This is a genomic window from Sporosarcina sp. P17b, from assembly GCF_002743115.1.
GTDB classification, from domain to species: Bacteria; Bacillota; Bacilli; order Bacillales_A; family Planococcaceae; genus Sporosarcina; species Sporosarcina ureae_C.
Window position 1 is genome coordinate 1 of record NZ_PDYP01000024.1, and the last position, 19926, is coordinate 19926.

The 19926-nt window shown below is 41.7% G+C and carries 17 protein-coding genes; 1 reads left to right on the forward strand and 16 read right to left on the reverse strand.

The window, feature by feature from the left end:
* Positions 1 to 212 precede the first annotated feature (212 nt).
* Positions 213 to 644 carry an NUDIX hydrolase gene (locus CSV76_RS16080; RefSeq protein WP_085427142.1) on the forward strand — a complete coding sequence of 144 codons (432 nt, stop codon included), beginning with the start codon at positions 213 to 215 and terminating at the stop codon, positions 642 to 644.
* Positions 645 to 759: 115 nt separating this feature from the next.
* Here CSV76_RS16080 and CSV76_RS16085 read toward each other — a convergent pair whose 3' ends face one another.
* From CSV76_RS16085 to purM, 16 genes are all read right to left on the reverse strand, one after another.
* Positions 760 to 1683, reverse strand: coding sequence for a diacylglycerol kinase (locus CSV76_RS16085; RefSeq protein WP_099626220.1), 924 nt, complete (start codon positions 1681 to 1683; stop codon positions 760 to 762).
* 75 nt (positions 1684 to 1758) lie between these two features.
* On the reverse strand, positions 1759 to 2328 hold the full coding sequence (locus CSV76_RS16090) for a thioredoxin family protein (RefSeq protein ID WP_099626221.1): 570 nt from the start codon (positions 2326 to 2328) through the stop codon (positions 1759 to 1761).
* A gap of 96 nt (positions 2329 to 2424) precedes the next feature.
* On the reverse strand, positions 2425 to 3855 hold the full coding sequence (gene gatB / locus CSV76_RS16095) for an Asp-tRNA(Asn)/Glu-tRNA(Gln) amidotransferase subunit GatB (protein WP_099626222.1): 1431 nt from the start codon (positions 3853 to 3855) through the stop codon (positions 2425 to 2427).
* Between the two features lie 2 nt (positions 3856 to 3857).
* A complete protein-coding gene (gatA, locus tag CSV76_RS16100) occupies positions 3858 to 5321 on the reverse strand; it encodes an Asp-tRNA(Asn)/Glu-tRNA(Gln) amidotransferase subunit GatA (RefSeq protein WP_085427146.1) in 1464 nt (487 codons plus the stop codon).
* 56 nt (positions 5322 to 5377) lie between these two features.
* A complete protein-coding gene (gene gatC / locus CSV76_RS16105; protein ID WP_085427147.1) occupies positions 5378 to 5665 on the reverse strand; it encodes an Asp-tRNA(Asn)/Glu-tRNA(Gln) amidotransferase subunit GatC in 288 nt (95 codons plus the stop codon).
* Positions 5666 to 5753: 88 nt separating this feature from the next.
* Positions 5754 to 6887 (reverse strand): CamS family sex pheromone protein, encoded by a 1134-nt coding sequence (locus CSV76_RS16110; protein ID WP_099626223.1) that lies wholly within the window; start codon positions 6885 to 6887, stop codon positions 5754 to 5756.
* On the reverse strand, positions 6871 to 8898 hold the full coding sequence (ligA, locus tag CSV76_RS16115) for an NAD-dependent DNA ligase LigA (RefSeq protein ID WP_099626224.1): 2028 nt from the start codon (positions 8896 to 8898) through the stop codon (positions 6871 to 6873). Before ligA ends, CSV76_RS16110 begins: the two co-directional genes overlap by 17 nt.
* A gap of 26 nt (positions 8899 to 8924) precedes the next feature.
* Positions 8925 to 11159, reverse strand: a complete 2235-nt coding sequence (gene pcrA, locus CSV76_RS16120) for a DNA helicase PcrA (protein WP_099626225.1) — start codon at positions 11157 to 11159, stop codon at positions 8925 to 8927.
* A 43-nt stretch (positions 11160 to 11202) separates the two neighbouring features.
* Entirely contained in the window at positions 11203 to 11901 is a 699-nt protein-coding gene (pcrB, locus tag CSV76_RS16125; protein ID WP_099626226.1) for a heptaprenylglyceryl phosphate synthase, read from the reverse strand.
* Positions 11902 to 11981: 80 nt separating this feature from the next.
* Positions 11982 to 12302: a YerC/YecD family TrpR-related protein gene (locus tag CSV76_RS16130; RefSeq protein WP_085427152.1), complete on the reverse strand. Its 321-nt coding sequence runs from the start codon at positions 12300 to 12302 to the stop codon at positions 11982 to 11984.
* Between the two features lie 26 nt (positions 12303 to 12328).
* Complete coding sequence (locus CSV76_RS16135; RefSeq protein WP_099626227.1) at positions 12329 to 13354, reverse strand: DUF3048 domain-containing protein; 1026 nt, start codon at positions 13352 to 13354, stop codon at positions 12329 to 12331.
* A 9-nt stretch (positions 13355 to 13363) separates the two neighbouring features.
* Entirely contained in the window at positions 13364 to 15091 is a 1728-nt protein-coding gene (locus tag CSV76_RS16140; protein WP_099626228.1) for an adenine deaminase C-terminal domain-containing protein, read from the reverse strand.
* A 336-nt stretch (positions 15092 to 15427) separates the two neighbouring features.
* Positions 15428 to 16687 (reverse strand): phosphoribosylamine--glycine ligase, encoded by a 1260-nt coding sequence (gene purD / locus CSV76_RS16145; RefSeq protein WP_099626229.1) that lies wholly within the window; start codon positions 16685 to 16687, stop codon positions 15428 to 15430.
* 21 nt (positions 16688 to 16708) lie between these two features.
* Positions 16709 to 18244 (reverse strand): bifunctional phosphoribosylaminoimidazolecarboxamide formyltransferase/IMP cyclohydrolase, encoded by a 1536-nt coding sequence (purH, locus tag CSV76_RS16150; RefSeq protein ID WP_085427156.1) that lies wholly within the window; start codon positions 18242 to 18244, stop codon positions 16709 to 16711.
* Positions 18245 to 18293: 49 nt separating this feature from the next.
* Positions 18294 to 18866 (reverse strand): phosphoribosylglycinamide formyltransferase, encoded by a 573-nt coding sequence (gene purN, locus CSV76_RS16155; protein ID WP_369823358.1) that lies wholly within the window; start codon positions 18864 to 18866, stop codon positions 18294 to 18296.
* A complete protein-coding gene (gene purM, locus CSV76_RS16160; RefSeq protein ID WP_085427158.1) occupies positions 18863 to 19918 on the reverse strand; it encodes a phosphoribosylformylglycinamidine cyclo-ligase in 1056 nt (351 codons plus the stop codon). The genes purN and purM overlap by 4 nt, the downstream gene beginning before the upstream one ends.
* Between the last annotated feature and the right edge of the window lie 8 nt (positions 19919 to 19926).

A 19926-nucleotide genomic window follows, 5' to 3' on the forward strand; every position in this document is an offset into this window, starting at 1 on the left:
TTATACACATCATCACTCCTTGCACAGTTCTATTTAAGAAGTTTCCCTAAAAATTCAATAAAATAACCTCTTTAAATGGATTTGTTGAAATTTAGACGTATATTCAAGTTTACTCCCCTTCGATTTGTTATATAATAATTAATTAACTAATTCTATTTGCTTTTTATACTAATTTGCAGTATAATTGGTTAACTAATGAGAGGTGAAAGATATTGAAAAGAGTAAAACGAAAAGTTATAGCGTATATTACAAAAGGCGAAGGCAGACACCGCAAATTGCTTGTTTATGAGCAAAAGGATCAGCCTGAAGCAGGTCTACAAGTTCCTGGAGGTACGATTGAACGCAACGAACTACTATTGGATGCATTATATAGAGAAATCGAAGAAGAATCCGGTATCGTGCGCGATGAACTTATACTTGAAGGTAAAGTTAAATCCTCTAAATTTTTCCCAGAAGACAAAAATGTAATCTACGAACGTACAATTTTCCATTTTAATTATGTAGGCGAATCAAAGAACGAATGGGAATACATCGTAGAAGGTGAAGGTAAAGACGCAGGTCAATTATTCAGCTATCGTTGGATGCCGTTGCAAGAAGTGCCAAAGTTAGCTGCTAAACAAGGAGAAGCGATTGAATACATCTGATATCGACCTGATAAGATGCGTATTGCATCGGGCTCACCCAATTAATTTTGCACAATAAAAGACTATTCCAACCGAACCTTAGAAATTCGACTGGAATAGTCTTTTTGCTTGTCTTTTATTTGATTTGCTTTACTTGGTCTTGTGGACGCAACTTCTGGAGGGGAACAAACATTTCGACATGTTGATATAAGTTCTGGAAAGTGGCGGGCAATACGCCACCATATTCTCCATCTAAATTTAACAACACTTCATCTTTTGAAGTCACTACAATCTTTTCTGCTTTCGCAGAAACGACTAAAGGATCATCCAAATGTTCTCCTCGAGAAGCCAATGTTACCACGCGAATAAACTCTGCGATATTACATTTCTTTAAAATCAGTAAAGTAAAGTACCCATCGTTAATACTGGAGTTAGGAGCCAGTTTTTCAAATCCACCCACTGAATTAGTCAATCCGATCAAGAACATCATTGCTTCCTCATCAAAGACATTTCCATCATATTCAATACGAAGATGACTGGAATGTATCGAAGGCAGCATTTCAATTCCTTTTAAATAATACGCTAATTGACCAATGACTGTTTTCAATCGGCTTGGAACTTCATATGTTAGTTCTGTCATACGACCGCCACCAGCGATATTAATGAAATAGCGATCATTCATCATACCCACATCGACTGGAATAGAATCCCCTTGGCAAATGATATCTACCGCATCGTCAATTTCTCTAGGAATACGCAACGCCCTTGCAAAATCATTAGTTGTCCCCATTGGAATCAAACCAATTTTCGGACGTTTTTCAAAGTGTCCAACACCTTCAATTACTTCATTGAGCGTTCCATCGCCACCTGCAGCAATAATAACATCGAATCCTCTGCGAACCGCATCTTGTGCAGCGGCCGTAGCATCGCCTTCACAAGTCGTAGCGTGAGCGGATGTTTCATAACCCGCATTCTCCAATTTCTCGAGGACTTCTGCTAAATGTTTACGGAAGACTTCTCTTCCGGCAGTAGGATTATAAATAATACGTGCACGTTTCATACACTTTCCCCTCGATCCTTTCGTGTCTGAAAGAAATCAGACCTTTACCATCTTCACACAGTGTCTTGCATGACGTTACTTAGACGATTGTAAAACAGGTAGCCAAGTCGAACGGATATCACCATAAACGGCAAGCCAATTTTCAGGTTTGGATGTATATTCAGACATCAATTTCGAATAAAAGACTTTTTGCTTCTCTTCAAAATCCGGTGCTTCCTTGGCCGGTAACTCTGCACGACCATCCATCACATACTTTTGAAGAATTGGTGCACGTGGCCCCCACTTCCCAACTACTTCACCAGCAGGATTCAGTAATAGATACATGGGAATGGAACGTCCGCCATTCGTCAAATAACGGTCAATTAGCTCTGGATTTTCATCCCGCAACACAGTACGTACATATATATTGGCAGCTTCCGCTATTTTACGGAGGATCGGATTATTCAACATGGCATCACCACACCAGTCTTCAGTAATGACTAATACATGGGGCTGCTTTTCTTTCAACAACTCAATAAATTCGTCATCCTGAGGCACTTCAAATTCATTATAGATCAAAAAACTGTTTTCCTTATGTGTTTCCATTTTGTCCATATATGTTTGAAGTGAAACAGCTTCTTCGAAATATTGTTGTTCTGTTTTCAATACAATCCCCTCCTGTTTTACTGTATAAGTTAACATGGAAAAACGTCCAGGATCAGACTGTATTGACCTCTCCTGGCACGTTTTTTGATTGATAGATTAGCGTTTCTTGATCTCTTCCATCAATAATTTATTAACAAGTGGTGGATTAGCTTGTCCTTTTGTTGCTTTCATGACTTGTCCAACTAAGAAGCCAACAGCACGATCCTTACCGTTTTTAAAGTCTTCAATTGACTGTTCATTGTTATCCAAGATTTCAGTAATGATTGTACGCAATGTACCTTCATCAGAGATTTGAACAAGTCCTTTTTCTTTGACGATATCAGCAGGATTTCCGCCTTTTTTCGCAAGATCAGTAAATACTTTTTTCGCGATTTTAGAAGAAATAGTACCATCTGTTATCAATTTCACAAGTTGCGCCAAGTTTTCAGGTGTTAGTGGCGTATCATGCAACTCTTTGGATTCTGCGTTCAGATAAGCCGATACGTCACCCATCAACCAGTTGGAAGCTAACTTTGGTTCTGCTCCAGCTTTTACCGTTGCATCAAAGAAATCTGACATTTCTTTTGTTAACGTTAATACGTGCGCATCGTACTCAGGAAGATCCATTTCGGATACATAACGCTCTTTACGTGCATCTGGCAATTCAGGAATTTCCTTACGAACACGGTCAATCCATTCTTGTTCGATATGGACTTCAGGCAAGTCTGGGTCATTGATAAAGCGATAATCATTGGCACTGCCTTTAATTCGCATCAACACAGTGTCACCAGTTGTTTCGTCGTAACGACGAGTTTCTTGCTGAATAGTACCGCCAGACAATAGAATTTTTTCTTGACGCGCTACTTCATTTGCAATACCGCGGCGAATAAAGTTAAACGAGTTCAAGTTTTTCAATTCTGTTTTCGTTCCAAATTTCTCCTGACCGAATGGGCGCAATGAAATATTGGCATCACAACGAAGTGATCCTTCTTCCATACGTACATCAGAAACACCTGTATATTGAATGATTGCTTTTAGTTTTTCCAGAAATGCATATGCTTCCTCTGGAGAACGCACATCTGCTTCTGTAACGATTTCAATTAATGGTGTTCCTTGACGGTTCAAATCCACTAATGAATGTCCATTTTCTGTATGCGTCAGTTTTCCCGCATCTTCTTCTAAATGTACACGTTCAATGCGGATTTTCTTCTTCTTGCCGTCTACTTCAATTTCAATCCAACCATTTGCTCCTACAGGACGCTTATCTTGAGAGATTTGGTATGCTTTTGGATTATCTGGATAGAAGTAGTGCTTGCGGTCAAAGTTCATGATTGGCGCTACGTCACAGTTCAGTGCCATGGACGCCTTCATTCCAAATTCAACAGCTTTTTTATTTAACGTAGGTAAAACACCTGGATATGCGATGTCTGTTACGTGAATGTTTTTATTTGGCTCCGCACCAAAATGAGCGGGTGCTGGAGACATGATTTTAGTATCTGTTTTAAGCTCTACGTGGATTTCTAATCCGACAATTGTTTCGAAGTTCATAATTATTTCCCCTCCTGAATCGATGGAGTACGCTTGTGGAAATCAGTAGCTTGCTCATAGGCATGAGCGACTTTATATAATGTTTCCTCATCAAAGTGTTTACCCATGATTTGCATTCCAACCGGTAGTTCGTTGACGAAACCACATGGTACGGATAGCGCTGGGCGGCCTGTAAGATTCGCTGGTACAGCCAAGACATCATTTGCATAATGAACGAGCTGATCTCCACCTGTTTCGCCAAGCTTAAATGCTGTTGTAGCAGCAGTTGGTCCAATGACTACATCATACTTTTCAAATACAGAATCAAAGTCTTGTGCAATCAAAGTACGAGTCTTTTGTGCGCGTACATACAGTTCTTCATGATGATCCGCACTCATAGCATACGTACCGAAAATAATACGTTTTTTCACTTCATCGCCAAATCCTTCTTGACGGGTACGGAAATATGCTTGCTCAAGGTTTTCAGCATTTTCTGTATGATAGCCATAACGCAATCCATCAAAACGTGAAAGATTGGATTGAGCTTCTGAAGAAGAAATTACATAATACGTAGTTGGCGCATATTGAATATGTGGCAATTCTACCTCTTCACAAATCGCTCCAAGGGATTCCAATACAGTAATTGCTTCTTTTACTGCTGCAGCAATTTCTGCATCGACACCTTCACCTAGATAAGGTTTTGGAACTGCAACTTTCAGACCTTTAATATCGCCTGTTAGAGCTGCCGTGAAATCAGGAACCGCCTTTGCAGATGACGAACTATCATTGTCATCTTCACCTGCGATTACGCTAAGCAATAATGCGTTATCTTCTACAGTGCGTGACAATGTACCGATTTGATCAAGTGAAGAAGCGAACGCTGTTAAACCAAAACGTGAAATACGACCGTATGTAGGTTTCATTCCAACAATTCCACAGAATGCAGCTGGTTGACGAACTGAACCGCCAGTATCTGAACCAAGGGAAAGTGGGACTTCTCCTGCTGCGACTGCTGCTGCGGAACCACCTGATGAGCCACCTGGTACATAGTCTGTATTCCAAGGATTTAATGTATTACCAAAAAAGGATGTTTCAGTTGTGGAACCCATTGCAAATTCATCCATATTAAGTTTACCCATGTTGACAGCGCCTGCAGCTTCCAATTTATCAATAGCTGTAGCATTATAAACAGGTACGAAATCTTCCAACATTTTACTTGCACATGTTGTCGTCATATCTTTTGTTACAATATTATCCTTAATACCAATCGGAACTCCGAAAAGACGTCCGCGTGTACTAGCATCTTCTTGATCAAGTTGTTCTGCACGCTTCGTTGCCTCTTCTTTTGCAACATGAATGAAAGCATGAATTTTCTCTTCGTGCTGTTCAATTGTTTGTAATGTTGCTTCTGTTACTTCTTTAGCAGTAACTTCCCCTTTTTGTAAAAGAGCTTGAAGTTCTGTTGCTGTTTTACTAGTTAACGTCATCACTTTTCCTCCTACTATCATTGTGCCATGAATGGTATTCTATACTGCGAATTCGATTACAGAATATCCGGAACCTTGATAAGTCCGTCTTCCTGATCTTCAGCACTGGCTAGCATTACTTCACGGTCCAAGATATCTTTTGGCACATCTTCACGTAGGACGTTGATCATAGCAACCGGGTGCGTCATTGGTTTTACACCTGTAACATCCACTTCTTTTAAATTGCTTACACTTTCAATCAAATCTGCTATCTTTGCAGAGAAATTTTCTTTGTCTTCCTCGGAGAGGCCAATACGGACGAAATCCGCAAAATACTTGACGTCTTCTTTCGAAAATGTTGTCATACATCGTTCCTCCTCATTTTGCAATCGTACAATTAATCATACCATTTAATCAGTTTCTTGGAAAGTTCATGTTACTACCTGAATTTTATTAATAACCGTAGACATGCACGAACGGTTCTTCCCTATCTTGATCATGTACAATCAACACTTCTGGCCCATTCACTGAAGTAACACTTATTTCAATCGGCACACCTTTAAAATGCGTTTTTACTAATGATGTGAGGTATTGTGAAAATCCGATTAGTTCCGTTTTACCGAAGAATTGTATAGGAATTTCCACCGTTAATGAATTGAGCTTTTGGTCTTTATAAAAAGCAGTTCCGATGACATTCACAAAGCTCGGGAAGTAATCATCAATATCTTGTTTAAAGTTTTTGAATGTAGTATTTAGATCACGATAATTTCCTGTTGAAGAAGATGCAGGGAGTAATACATACTGCTCGTCCACTTCTTTCCAACCCGTAAATTCGTTTTTGCCTTTTGCGGCAAATGATGTAGCAAAATACGTGCCCGGCACAATATCATTGCGGCTTTCTTGTTTAAATAGTCCTACCGCTATAGGAACATCCGCAAGCTCCGGTTTACTGCGTAATCGACTCAAGATAATATCCGCCATCTTCTTGCCCTTTTCTTCTATCGTTTTGTCATCGATCGAGCGTTCATTACCTTCACGCGGATAGTAAATTGAATTCATCGCAAGACCTATCGATATTCCAGCCAATTTCACTTTTTTATCATCTGTCATCTGTAGATAATTTTGTTCGACAATGTGTGCCAGATAAATTGGTGCTTCTTCTGCTATTTGGGCAGGGGACATACCTTCCGTAATTGCTGGATTGAGACCTGCTTCAAAATTAGATTTTCTAGAAATCCATTGCTTCGCCGTATCACGATCTATATATTGACCTTCCTGAAAGAAATAATCTTTCGGGTCGTAATACAATGAAGATAGACGTAATAAACCTTCTTCAGTTTCCTGAATATCATACTTCGTATTCAAGTTGTTGACGACCAATCCTCTGCTCGCACTCTTTTTAAATGGAACAGGCGTCCTGTAATACTCTTTCTTGATCTGCGCATCAGGAATGAGCACCATTTCCTGCTCACTTTCTTCTGTTTCTTGCACTGCTTTTTCCTGATCATCGCCCGGTGCCGGTACACATCCTGTCAACAAAGCTGCTGACAGAATGCCCGTCGCGAACCACTTAGTCGTTCTTCTCATTCATATCCACTCCAAGGGCATCAAGCATAGCTTGTTCATCCCAAATTTCAATCTCTAATTCTTGTGCTTTCGTCAACTTGGAGCCCGCATCCTCGCCTGCAATAACTAGATCCGTTTTCTTACTGACACTGCCACTGACGGATCCACCAAGCGATTCAATCTGTTCTTTTGCTTCTCCGCGCGTTAATTCAGTAAGCTTTCCTGTCAGTACAATCGTTTTCCCAGCGAAAGGTCCAGTAGTCGGCAACTCTTCGCGTGTAACACCTTTATAAACAGTATTTACACCGTAGGAACGCAACTTATTCATGACTTCTTGAACTTCTTCCGTACTGAAGTACGTTGTCACAGAATCAGCTACGATCGCACCAATCTCAAAGATATTCAAAAGTTCTTCTTCAGTAGCCTGTTCTAAAGCATCGAGTGTACGATATTGTTCCGCTAAGATTCTAGCAACTTTTTCACCGACGTGACGAATGCCCAAACCAAACAGTAATTTCTCTAACGAATTTTCTTTGGATTGTTCTATAGCCGTTAAAATATTTGTAGCAGATTTCTCTCCTATTCGCTCTAATCCTAGTAAAGCTTCCTTCGTTAACGTATATAGATCAGATACATCTTGCACAAGATTCGCTGTGTACAATTGCTCGATTAGTTTTTCACCGACTCCATCTATATTCATTGCTCTTCTTGAAACGAAATGGATTAATGCTTCTTTCATCTGCGCAGGACACTTAGGATTCACACAACGAAGTGCAACTTCCCCTTCAATCCTCACAAGTTCTGAATCGCATACAGGACAGTTGTCGGGCATATGGAATGGCTCTTCTTCACCTGTTCGTTGTTCTTTCAATGCCATGACGATTTCAGGAATGATATCGCCAGCTTTGCGAAGCACTACATGATCACCAATTCGGATATCTTTTTCGCGAATCAGATCTTCATTGTGCAAGGATGCACGGCCAACTGTCGTACCTGCCACCAAAACTGGCACGAGGATGGCTGTCGGTGTAACTACCCCTGTTCGACCTACACTTAGCTCTATATCGACTAGTTTAGTATGCACTTCTTCAGCGGGGAATTTATACGCTATGGCCCATTTAGGACTCTTTGCTGTATACCCTAACTGTTCCTGCGATTCAAAGTTGTCTACTTTTATGACGATACCATCAATTTCATAATCAAGATTCTGTCTATTTTCTGTCCAGTAGGCAACGTATTCCAATACTTCTTCGATCGTTGCGCAACGTTTACGTTCTTTGTTCGTCGTCAATCCTAGTTCATCGACTTTATTGAGTGCTTCTGAGTGACTGTCCAGCCCATATACTTCAGCATCTCCGCCAACTGCATAAATGAACGTAGCTAAATTTCTACTCTCAGCCACTTTTGAATCCAGTTGACGTAATGAACCCGCGGCTGCATTTCGCGGGTTAGCAAAAGGTACTTCGCCTGCTTCATCACGGTCTTCATTTAGCTTAACAAATGAATTCTTCGGCATATACGCTTCACCACGGACTTCAATCGTCAAGGACTCTTTCAATGTATGTGGTACTGAACGAATGGTCTTCAAATTGGCTGTAATATCTTCTCCAACTGCACCATCTCCACGAGTAGCTCCTTGTACAAGCCGTCCCTCTTCATATTGCAATGAAACAGCAAGACCATCAATCTTTAGTTCACATACATAGACAGCGCTCCCTGTCGCTTCCTTCACCCGTCTGTCAAAATCTCGCAAGTCTTCTTCATTGAACGCATTCGCCAAACTGAGCATCGGATGACGATGAACCACTTTACTGAACACTTCAAGTGGAGCACCACCCACTCGTTGTGTCGGTGAATCAGGATAGATCAAGTCTGGATGCGCTTCTTCAATTGCCAGCAATTCCTGCATCTTTTTATCATATTCTGAATCGGGAACGATAGGGGCATCCAGATCATAATAAGCACGCCCGTATTCATGCAGAAGTTTATTGAGCTCCGCTACCCGCTTCTCTAGTTCTAGAACATCATCCATCTATTTTCCACACTCCTAGGAACGCTTTATTCTTTTTCAATCGGTGCAAATTTAGCTAATAGTCGCTTGATACCTACTGGATTAGGGAATGCGATATCCAACTCCATGTCATCTGCGCTACCTTTAACGCTAACGACAGTTCCGATCCCCCATATTTTATGGGACGCCTTGTCACCTGGTTTCCACTGCATTTTCTCCCCGCCGCTTTCATTGTAAGCTGGGCGTTTAACTGCTGGACGTTTGGCTCTTGCTTTAGGTGCTTGAGCGAACGGTACACTCATGCCATTGCCATCTGCCAACAACTCCGTCAGTTCTTCGGAAATTTCATTAAGGAAACGGGATGGCTGATTGAAGTTCGACTTACCGAATAACATTCTATGACCCGCACACGTCAGGTAAAGGCGCTGTTCTGCACGCGTTATCGCTACGTAAGCAAGTCTTCGTTCTTCTTCCATTTCTTCTGGATCAGCGAGTGCTCGAATATGTGGGAAGATATTTTCTTCCATGCCTAATACAAAGACCACTGGATATTCCAAGCCTTTTGCTGCGTGCATCGTCATTAGGACGATTTTTTCAGTGGAAGTGTTCTCTTCTTTATCTAACGTATCGATATCAGCTACTAGCGCCAGGTCCGTCAAGAATGCAACGAGTGTCGGTTCTTCCTCTTCTTCCGCGGAACGTTTTTCAAATGCTTCTGTAACGGATAAGAATTCTTCAATATTCTCAAGCCGGCTTTCTGCTTCGATTGATTTCTCTTTTTCCAACATCTCGCGATAGCCGGACTTTTCAATGACCTCTTTTACTAATTCCGTAACAGATAGAAACTCTTGCATTTGCGTAAATCCATTAATCATTTCATGGAATTTCACGGTTTCTGTCAATGCTTTTTTAGGCAAGCCCATGAAATCAACTTCTTGTAATGAATCGAATATGGAACGGTCATTTTGAAGAGAGAATGTCGCCATTCGTTCAAATGAAGTAGCACCAATGCTTCGTTTCGGTTCATTAATGATTCTTGCTAAGGCCAAATCATCATCGTTATTAGCAATCAGACGTAAATATGCCAGCAAATCTTTAATTTCTTTTCGATCATAGAACTTTGTACCACCGACAATTGTATAGTCGAGGTTAGATTTCAATAAGTATTCCTCAATTAGACGAGACTGTGCATTCGTTCGGTACAGTATTGCAAATTGATCAAGTGTTAATCCCATTTCTTCCTTTAACTCAATGATTTGCTGGACAACAAATTGCGACTCATCTTTCTCATCGCGCGCTTTGTATATTGAAATCAATTCGCCCTCAGGATTATCTGTGCGTAATTTCTTGTCGTAGCGACTTTTATTATTGTCGATTACTTCATTGGCGGCTTGTAAAATTCTTTTAGTGGAACGGTAATTTTGCTCTAAAAGAATGACATTCGCTTCTTTATAATCTTTTTCAAAAGACAGTATGTTACCAATGTCCGCACCACGCCAACGATAAATCGACTGATCCGAGTCACCTACTACGCAGACATTGCGGAATTTTGATGCAAGCATCTTGACGAGACGATACTGCGCATTGTTTGTATCTTGGTACTCATCCACATGAATATACTGAAATTTATTTTGATAATACTCCAGCACTTCAGGAACACGCTCAAACAAAACAGTTGTCATCATAATCAAATCATCAAAGTCCATTGACTGATTCTGGCGTAACTTTTTAGTATAACGATCGTAAATATCTGCTACTGTACGCTCATGTGGGTTTTGTGGATCCGAATTTTTACGGAACTCTATTGCATCTATACACTCATTCTTCGCGTTTCCAATAATTCCGAGCATCGCCCGTGGTTCATTCTGTTTCGGGTCTAGATTAAGTTCTTTCAATACTCGTTTCATCGCGGTCATTTGGTCCGCACTGTCGAGAATAGTAAAGTTTTTGGATAACCCAATACGATCTACGTACTTCCGTAGAATCCGAACACACATCGAGTGGAATGTCGAAACCCACATACGTTCTCCAGAGCCGGCGCCTAGCAGTCCATCAATACGATCACGCATTTCACGTGCTGCTTTATTTGTAAATGTAATAGCTAATATATTCGAAGGATACACTTGCTTCTCTACAACCAAATACGCAATTCGATGTGTCAATACACGAGTCTTTCCTGAACCCGCCCCCGCCATAATAAGCAACGGACCTTCCGTTGTCTTGACTGCGCGTGCTTGCTCAGGATTCATGCCTTTTAGTAAATCATCTGATAGTTTATTCATATTCGTACCGCCTTTAGGAACATTTGTTCTAACTATATACTACTCACATAGGTAATGGAACAGATTTTACAGCATCCACTGTTTTAAGAGCCGTTTTTAGATCATCATAAACAACATTTCCCACTACAATAGTATCTGCAATGGCAGCCATTTCTTGCGCTTGTTCTGTTGAGCGTATTCCGCCACCATAAAAGAGACGCGTGTTACTGAGTAATTCTTTCGCTGATCGAACAATTTGCGGATCGCCATATTGTCCACTGTATTCTAAATAAAAGATTGGCAAGGAAAATAAATGTTCCGCCATACGTGCATATGCTTGTACGTCTTCTTCATCTGGGACACGATCGACCCCTGTTACCTTCGCGGCTGTGCAATCTGGATTTAGTATACAGTAACCTTCTGTGACCAATTCATCGAAATTCATCATATGACCGTATTCTCGCAAGGCTTCGTGATGCAAGCCGTTCATCCATTTTGAATCCGTTGTATTTAAGACAGTCGGAATGAAGTAATAATCGAAACCTGGTGTAACCGATTCAACAGTAGATACTTCTAATGCGAGTGGTACGGAAAAACGACGGAATCGTGCAAGTAAATCCAGTACGTTTTCCAGTGTAATACCGTCAGATCCACCAATGATGACTCCATCTGTCCCCGATTCTGCTACCGCCTCTAGTTGTTCATCAGTAAGGTCTTTAGCTGGATCAATTTTAAAGGCATGCCGCCATGTTTTATAGTCCATTTTTATTTCCACCTTCTTTTTTATGTTATTTTTATATAATTTTTAAAAAACCGGTGGGGTTTTATCCCTGGCCGGTTGTTTTAGTTATTTTTTGATTGGTTGTTCGGGAGTTCCGGATAAAGTCGGTCCAGCATGAGGTTGTAACCGCCAGATCCGTAATCTACACAACGGCGTATGCGGGAAATAGTAGCTGTGCTTGCGCCTGTTTCTTGTTGAATATTATCATAAGTTTTTTTAAGTCGAAGTTTATGGGCTACATCCAGTCTTTGTGCCAGTGATTGAACTTCGCTCATTGTGCAGATATCGTCAAAAAACTTGTAACATTCTTCTACATCCCTTAGTTCCAAAATTGCTTGAAACAGCTGATCTATTTGTTCACCACGGAGTTTATTTATTTGCATGTCCTCGCCCTCTCTCTATGTCGATCTTACGGAGTATAAGTGACGGAAGTAGAAGGACCTGATAATGATGGAATGATATGGATCCAAGTTTTCCCCGCCGTTAATTTAACAGGTATGCCTTGTTCCACTGGGGTTAAAAATCCATCTTTATTTTGCCATTCAATCGTTTTAGCGATCCCTTCATGAAACAGCATGGCCTGGCCGCCAGATTCTAAATCAATTGCGAGCCTTCCTTGTTGATCAACTGTTTGATGATCCATTTCCATCACGATGATGTTCGCCAGTTCTACCCGACGTTCATTTAGCTTATCCACTGTATCAATGCCGTTAACAGATCGATAATACCGATTTTCTTCTTCATTATATTGATACGTACTAATATAATTTGGATCTGAACTGTATGATACTTGAACCGCTGATGCCATATCCCCTATTTTATCACTTTCATCGGGATTTAGGAAAGAAAAGGATGGCTGTGCAGTGATCTTTTCAGAAGCATTCTTGAGACGAAATGCTTCTTCAATATGTTCCTTTGAAATATACGAGTTATGTGGAGCCCGACGATCTGCTGAACGTTCAAATAAAGTTCCATCATGATGTATACCGTTTACATGATCGACTACTTGTTCATCGAGTAATTTCTTTGCATCCGGGCTATAGCCATGAGCAATATAGAATGCATCCATACTTTCTGCTAAGTGTACAAAATAATCACGCGCGCTTCGAATAGGGCCCATTTGATCGGGAACTGTACTTTGAAACAGTGCAGCGTATCGCGTAATTTGACCTTCTGCCAAAAATTCATATATTTGATCAGCGTCCGCAAGACCCGACTGCGGGCGTGCAGCAGGAATATTACTAATTGTCGCCAAGACAGGGCGATCATCTATTGCATTCGTGATCACCTCACCTGTAAAAGGTGCTATTTCATTCTGTTTACTTATAGGTTTCTCTTGTTCATCGGGTACAGATTGGTCTTTCGAAGAACAACCCCCTAGACATAAAAAGCTAACTGCGGCTACTAAGAGTACCTTTCGTTTATTCCGTATCAATATACGTTCCTACCTTTCTATTTTAGGAATTAACAGTTCATTTTTCAATACATGGACGACGCCAACCGGTGTAATTCGAACGTGTGGTAAGTGAACGGATTGAAGGAATAATAATGTATAGACAGCATCTCCATCGGCATAGCCCCGTTCTCCTAAAGCCTTTTTCATTGCCAACTCTTCTTCTATAATAACTTCCATCGGTTGGCTGGACAATCCGCCAGCAACTGCTAGTGGTAACGTTTCAATAATCTTGCCATTTTCAGCAAGAGCCATACCTCCACCTATTCTCTTCATTTCATTGAATGCTCTCTTCATCTCTTTCCAGTCTTGTCCAATTATTAGTATATCACCCGTATTTGAATAGGAAGATGCAAAACCTTGCAGATTATTCGCGAATCCTTTCAGCAAGGTATTAACCCGCCACTTTCCGTTCTTATCTACTAACATCAAATAGCATTCATCACTAGAGATAATAGTCGGGCTTGAGAGATCCAAATCACTTTCATATACTTTCGTAATGACATCATTCACCATTTGAATCCCTAGTGAAGAAGGAAATGAGAAGTCTTCATCTGTCAGTTCATATGGCAATTCGAAAATCGGTAATGCATCCCAATCCACCGATTCGAATGTAGCAGTAGATTTACTATCACGAAGTATCCACTTCCCCTTTGACAATACATCAGTAGGCACAGGATTATGTTCATTCTCTAAAAAATTCAACGTCGCAAAACGGCCAGTTGCAATTACACTATGCAAGTCCGTAATATCGTAGTACCTCGCCACGTTATAAGATGCCATTTGATACGCATCAATCGGTGGGACTCCAGCATCAAGCGCTATCTGAATGCATTGATCCATGACACCTTCACGATAGAACGAAGGTGTAGAACCGTCTGTCGTCATCATCAAGTGATCGAAAACATCCCATTCTTTTTCTACAATGCCTTTCAATAAATCAGGTAAATCCGGACGAATGGATGAGTAACGCAATGTAGTAGCATATCCTTGTTGTAAACGTCGTTCTACTTCTTCGACGGTCATTGCTTCATGGTCACCATCTGCGCCTAGCAATTTCATACGAGCCAATGTGCGTTCCGATGCACCCGGAAAATGACCTTCCACTTTTTTTCGAAGTCGTTTGGATTTCGCTACAGACCGCATCATACTTTGATCTCCTTGCAATAATCTAGGCCAACCAGTCAGCTCCCCTGTCATCAACACATCTGGACGCTCCATCCATTGTGCAATATCTTCTGGATTGAAAAGCTCTTTTTCATTTTGCAGAACGGTCTGTGAATCGACACGTGCCCACCAATAAAAAGAGAATGGCAATTCATTCAATTGATCAATGAACGTAAATGCGCTTTGCTTATCGAGCATAGTGAAAAGAAGTAGATTGTCTGATAAAAACGTTGTAGTTCCACGTCGAGATGCGTATTCAGCAAATGTTTCAGGGTTATATAATTGGAAAGGATGGACATGCGGTTCAATATATCCAGGTACTATTTTCTTTTCTGATGCATCAACACATTCCGTTCCTTCGAGCATAGCGGGCATACGCTCTCCAACGTAGACAATGCGATCTCCCTGAATCCAGATGTTCCCTTGCACCCACTTCTTAAATATAGAATGTAAATATGTAGCATTTTCTATTACAATGTCGGGCGCTTCTTGTCCATTAATAATTGCTAGTTGTGACTGTATTTCTTTCGCACTCCACACGTTGCTCACCATCCCTTTAAAATGTTTGTAGTATTCTAGCTGTTGCTTTATAGTACCATAGCCATCCTGCCAGGAATAGATAGGACAGGATAAGGTTGTCCACAATCCCTTTTATGTTAATCCACAGAGAAATGCATACTTACACACATTACCAACAACTTACTCACAGCTTTTCCACTTTTAAATAACAGTTCGTGTGAAATTCTGTGGATAACTAGTTATTGTTAACATATCAATCTCTTGCATCGAGAAATGGCAACACTTTTTTCGGATGATCCTTTACTCTTTTATATAAAAAAGACTGTCTTGGAAGTAATACACTACTCCAAGACAGTCCGTTTTCATTACTTATTCAAATGTACGCCATCCGATATCCGTTCGGTGGAAGAATCCATCCCATTGTTGATCTGCAAGACCGTTATAAACTTTTTCCTGAGCTTCCTTTAACGTAGCCGCTTTTGCGGCTACTAGAAGAACACGTCCGCCATTTCCAACAAAGTGGTCGCCTTCTAGCTTAGTTCCTGCGTGGAAAACGTCCAGTCCTTTGTCAGTCAGTATTTCAAGGTTAGGAAGTGTACGACCATTCACTACATCAGAAGGATATCCTTCTGACGCAATGACAACGCCTAACATGGCTTCTTCATGCCACTCAAGATCAAATGATTCTCCAGCCATGAGAGCTTCCATGAATTTACCAAAGTCCGATTTCATGCGCGGCAAGACGACTTGTGTTTCTGGATCGCCAAAGCGGGCATTGAATTCAATAACTTTTGGACCTTGCTCAGTAAGTATTAAACCTGCATAAAGGATTCCTGTAAAAGGAATTCCTTCTTCTGTCATGGCATCGACAGTAGGTACGACTACGCGATCATACGCTTCTTGTACAATTGCATCTGAAATTTGTGGAACTGGAGAATAGGCCCCCATTCCGCCTGTATTCGGACCACGATCTCCGTCATACGCTCGTTTATGATCTTGCGCAATGACCATTGGATAGATTTGTCCGTCATGGACGAACGACATATAAGAGAACTCTTCACCATCGAGGAATTCTTCGACCACTACACGTGAAGACGATTCACCAAACTTTTGATTACCAATCATATCGTCTACTGCATCCAGTGCTTCTTGTAACTCCATTGCGACGATTACGCCTTTTCCGGCTGCCAATCCGTCTGCCTTCACGACAATAGGAGCACCTTGCTCACGAATGAATGTCTTTGCTTCTTCGGCATCCGTAAATGTTCCATAGGCCGCTGTCGGAATATCATACTTGTCCATGATCTCCTTAGCGAATGATTTACTGCCTTCGATGCGGGCTGCTGCTTTTGTCGGACCGAATACTGTTAGACCTTTATCAAGGAAGTAATCAGCAATTCCCTCTGCTAGCGGCTGTTCAGGACCAACAAACGTCAATGTAACACGCTTTTCAATTGCAAAGTTTGCCAGAGCTTCAAAGTCTGTCGCTGCAATCTGCACACATGTTGCATCTCCTTGCATACCGTCGTTACCAGGCGCTACAAATACTTCTGATACAGAAGGCGCTTGGTTGAACTGTTTGGCAATCGCATGTTCACGACCACCGCTCCCAATTACAAGAACTCTCATGTTCATCTACTCCCTGTACTCTTAGTGTTTGAAATGACGTACGCCTGTAAATACCATTGTAATACCGTATTCATTGGCTTTTTTAATAGAATCTGCATCTTTTACCGAACCACCTGGTTGGATGATTGCCGTAATGCCTGCTTTTGCTGCTGCTTCGACTGTATCATCCATAGGGAAGAATGCGTCAGAGGCAAGAGCTGCTCCCTTTGCACGTTCGCCCGCTTGTGTTAATGCGATTTTCGCAGCACCTACACGATTCATTTGGCCAGCACCAACACCGATTGTCATATGCTCATCTGTTACAACGATTGCATTGGACTTCACATGCTTCACAACTGCCCATCCTAGTTTCATCGCATTCCACTCTGCTTCAGTCGGCTCACGGTCTGTCGCTACTTTAATATCCGCTTCTGCAAAACCATGCGCGTCAGGCTGTTGCATCAACAAGCCACCTTCGACAGATACGGTATTCCACTGATCTTTTTTCTGCTGTTCGAATGAAATCGTCAACAAGCGGATATTTTTCTTTTTCGTTAATGTCTCAAGTGCCTCTTCCGTAAATGAAGGGGCAATAATGATTTCAAGGAAAATATCAGCAAGCTGTACTGCCGTTTCTTGATCCACTTCTTTATTTAACGCGATGATTCCACCAAAAATAGATGTTGAATCTGCTTCATAGGCTTTTTTGAATGCGTCAGCAATCGTCTCGCCTGTACCTACACCACAAGGGTTCATATGCTTAACTGCAACTGCTGCAGGTTCAGTAAATTCCTTGATGATTTGGATTGCTGCGTTGGCATCTTGAATATTATTATAAGAAAGTTCTTTTCCATGAAGCTGTTGTGCATAGGCGATCGAGAAATCAGATCCAAGTGGGCGACTATAGAATGCCGCTTGCTGATGAGGATTTTCTCCATAACGCAATGGCTGCTTCAACTCGTATGTATACGTTACTTGTTCAGGGAATTGCTCGCCTGCAAGATCTGTTAAGTATCCTGAAATCAATGAATCATAAGCCGCTGTATGACGGAATACTTTAGCTGCCAAGCGACGGCGTGTTTCCAAAGTCGTCTTGCCATCTGCTTTTAGTTCATCAAGTACTGCTTCATAATCCGCTGCATCGACGATCACTGTTACGTATGCGTGGTTCTTTGCAGATGCGCGCAACATCGCAGGTCCACCAATATCGATATTTTCAATCGCATCTTCAGCTGATACATCTGGTTTTGAAATCGTTTCTTTGAATGGATATAAATTCACACATACTACATCAATTGGCTGGATGCCATGCTCTTCCATTTGTGCCTGATGTCCAGGATCATCTTGTTTCGCAAGTAGTCCACCGTGAATCATCGGGTTCAATGTTTTCACGCGTCCTTCCATGATTTCAGGGAATCCCGTTACTTCGTCTACTGCTGTTACGGCAACACCATTATCTTTTAAGTGCTTCATCGTACCACCAGTAGATAATAATTCATATCCTAATTGTTCGAGTTCTTTCGCAAATTCTAGTACACCACTTTTATCCGATACGCTCAACAATGCGCGTTTTTTCAAAGGAATTCCCTCCAGTTTATAAAAAAAGCCTGTCATCACAACAGGCTGATCATTTATTAAATACGTTCTGTAAAGTTGCTGTATATAATTCGTGTTCCACGGAATGGATAGCCAAAGCAGTCTGCTCGACATCCCCATCCACAACGTTAACTGCTCGCTGCGCTAAAATGGGACCTGTATCCATCCCTTCATCTACGAGGTGTACCGTGACGCCAGTTACTTTAACGCCGGCAGCAACCGCTTGTCCAATCGCATCTTTACCTGGAAACGAAGGCAATAATGACGGGTGGATATTGATGATGTGTTCAGGGTATGCTTCCAATAAAACAGGACCAATCAAGCGCATGTAACCCGCTAATATCAACCACTCTACTTGCGCTTCTTGCAATGCATCAAGTACCGCTTGCTCGTACGCCTGCTTCGTTTGAAAGTCTCGAGGACGAAATGCCGCAATAGAAATACCTGCTTCTTTTGCCCGTTCATTAACGAAAGCATCAGGTTTATCTGTCACCATCAAAACGATTTCAGCCGGAATACGCCCCGCTTTACAAGCTTCTGCCAAAGCGGCAAAGTTACTGCCACTCCCTGAAGCAAATATTGCGATCTTTACTTTCTTCATTATGACAATGTCCCGTCATGTTCACCGTTAAACGTTACGCCTTCTTGCTTCGTAACACGTCCGATTACATACGCCTCTTCGCCATGTGTTTTAGCGATGCCAATTGCTTTTTCAGCTTCTGCTTCAGGAAGTGCGACGACGAACCCGATACCCATGTTGAAGACACTATATAGATCACGATCCGTCAATTCACCTTTTTCTTTCAGCATCTGGAATACAGGAAGTACCGGCCAAGCACCCAAATCTACCTCTACTCCAAAACCTTCAGAGAACATACGAGGAAGGTTTTCAAAGAATCCGCCGCCCGTAATATGACCCATCGAGTGCACATCAAGCTGCTGGTGCATCTCAAGTACCGGCTTTGCATAGATCTTAGTCGGCTTTAACAATGCATCAGCTACTGTACCAAGACTTTCATAGCCTTCAATCGTACCATTAATATCTGCACCTAATTGTTCAAATACAATATGGCGCACTAAAGAGTAACCGTTCGAATGGATACCACTTGATGCGATTCCAACGAGTACGTCACCTTCTTGTACACGCTCGCCTGTAACCAACTTGCTCTTTTCACAAGCTCCTACTGCGAAGCCAGCCAAATCGTATTCATCTTCTTCATAGAGACCTGGCATTTCAGCCGTTTCCCCACCAATCAATGCCGCGCCGGATTGCACGCAGCCGTCCGCTACACCTTTAACAATTGCTTCTACTTTTTCTGGAACTGCCTTACCTAGTGCTACATAATCAAGGAAATACAAAGGCTCTGCACCTTGTGCGACGATATCATTCACACACATTGCAACACAGTCAATCCCAATCGTGTCATGACGGTCCGCCATGAAAGCCAATTTCAACTTTGTGCCAACACCGTCTGTACCAGAAATGAGTACCGGTTCTTTATATTCTAGCGCAGATAGATCGAACATTCCGCCGAACCCACCAAATGCACCCGCTACCCCTTTACGAGATGTTCGTGCTACGTGAGACTTCATGCGTTCAACTGACTCATAGCCAGCTTCAATATTAACTCCCGCTTTTTCATATGCCTTCGACATGGAAAGGC

Excerpts from the sequence above, each read along its gene's own strand:
- CSV76_RS16085 (WP_099626220.1), bottom strand. The coding sequence starts at position 1,683 with ATGAAACGTGCACGTATTATTTATAATCCTACTGCCGGAAGAGAAGTC.
- gatB (WP_099626222.1), bottom strand. The coding sequence starts at position 3,855 with ATGAACTTCGAAACAATTGTCGGATTAGAAATCCACGTAGAGCTTAAA.
- gatA (WP_085427146.1), bottom strand. The coding sequence starts at position 5,321 with ATGACGTTAACTAGTAAAACAGCAACAGAACTTCAAGCTCTTTTACAA.
- gatC (WP_085427147.1), bottom strand. The coding sequence starts at position 5,665 with ATGACAACATTTTCGAAAGAAGACGTCAAGTATTTTGCGGATTTCGTC.
- CSV76_RS16110 (WP_099626223.1), bottom strand. The coding sequence starts at position 6,887 with ATGAGAAGAACGACTAAGTGGTTCGCGACGGGCATTCTGTCAGCAGCT.
- ligA (WP_099626224.1), bottom strand. The coding sequence starts at position 8,898 with ATGGATGATGTTCTAGAACTAGAGAAGCGGGTAGCGGAGCTCAATAAA.
- pcrA (WP_099626225.1), bottom strand. The coding sequence starts at position 11,159 with ATGAATAAACTATCAGATGATTTACTAAAAGGCATGAATCCTGAGCAA.
- pcrB (WP_099626226.1), bottom strand. The coding sequence starts at position 11,901 with ATGGACTATAAAACATGGCGGCATGCCTTTAAAATTGATCCAGCTAAA.
- CSV76_RS16130 (WP_085427152.1), bottom strand. The coding sequence starts at position 12,302 with ATGCAAATAAATAAACTCCGTGGTGAACAAATAGATCAGCTGTTTCAA.
- CSV76_RS16140 (WP_099626228.1), bottom strand. The coding sequence starts at position 15,091 with ATGGTGAGCAACGTGTGGAGTGCGAAAGAAATACAGTCACAACTAGCA.
- purD (WP_099626229.1), bottom strand. The coding sequence starts at position 16,687 with ATGAGAGTTCTTGTAATTGGGAGCGGTGGTCGTGAACATGCGATTGCC.
- purM (WP_085427158.1), bottom strand. The coding sequence starts at position 19,918 with ATGTCGAAGGCATATGAAAAAGCGGGAGTTAATATTGAAGCTGGCTAT.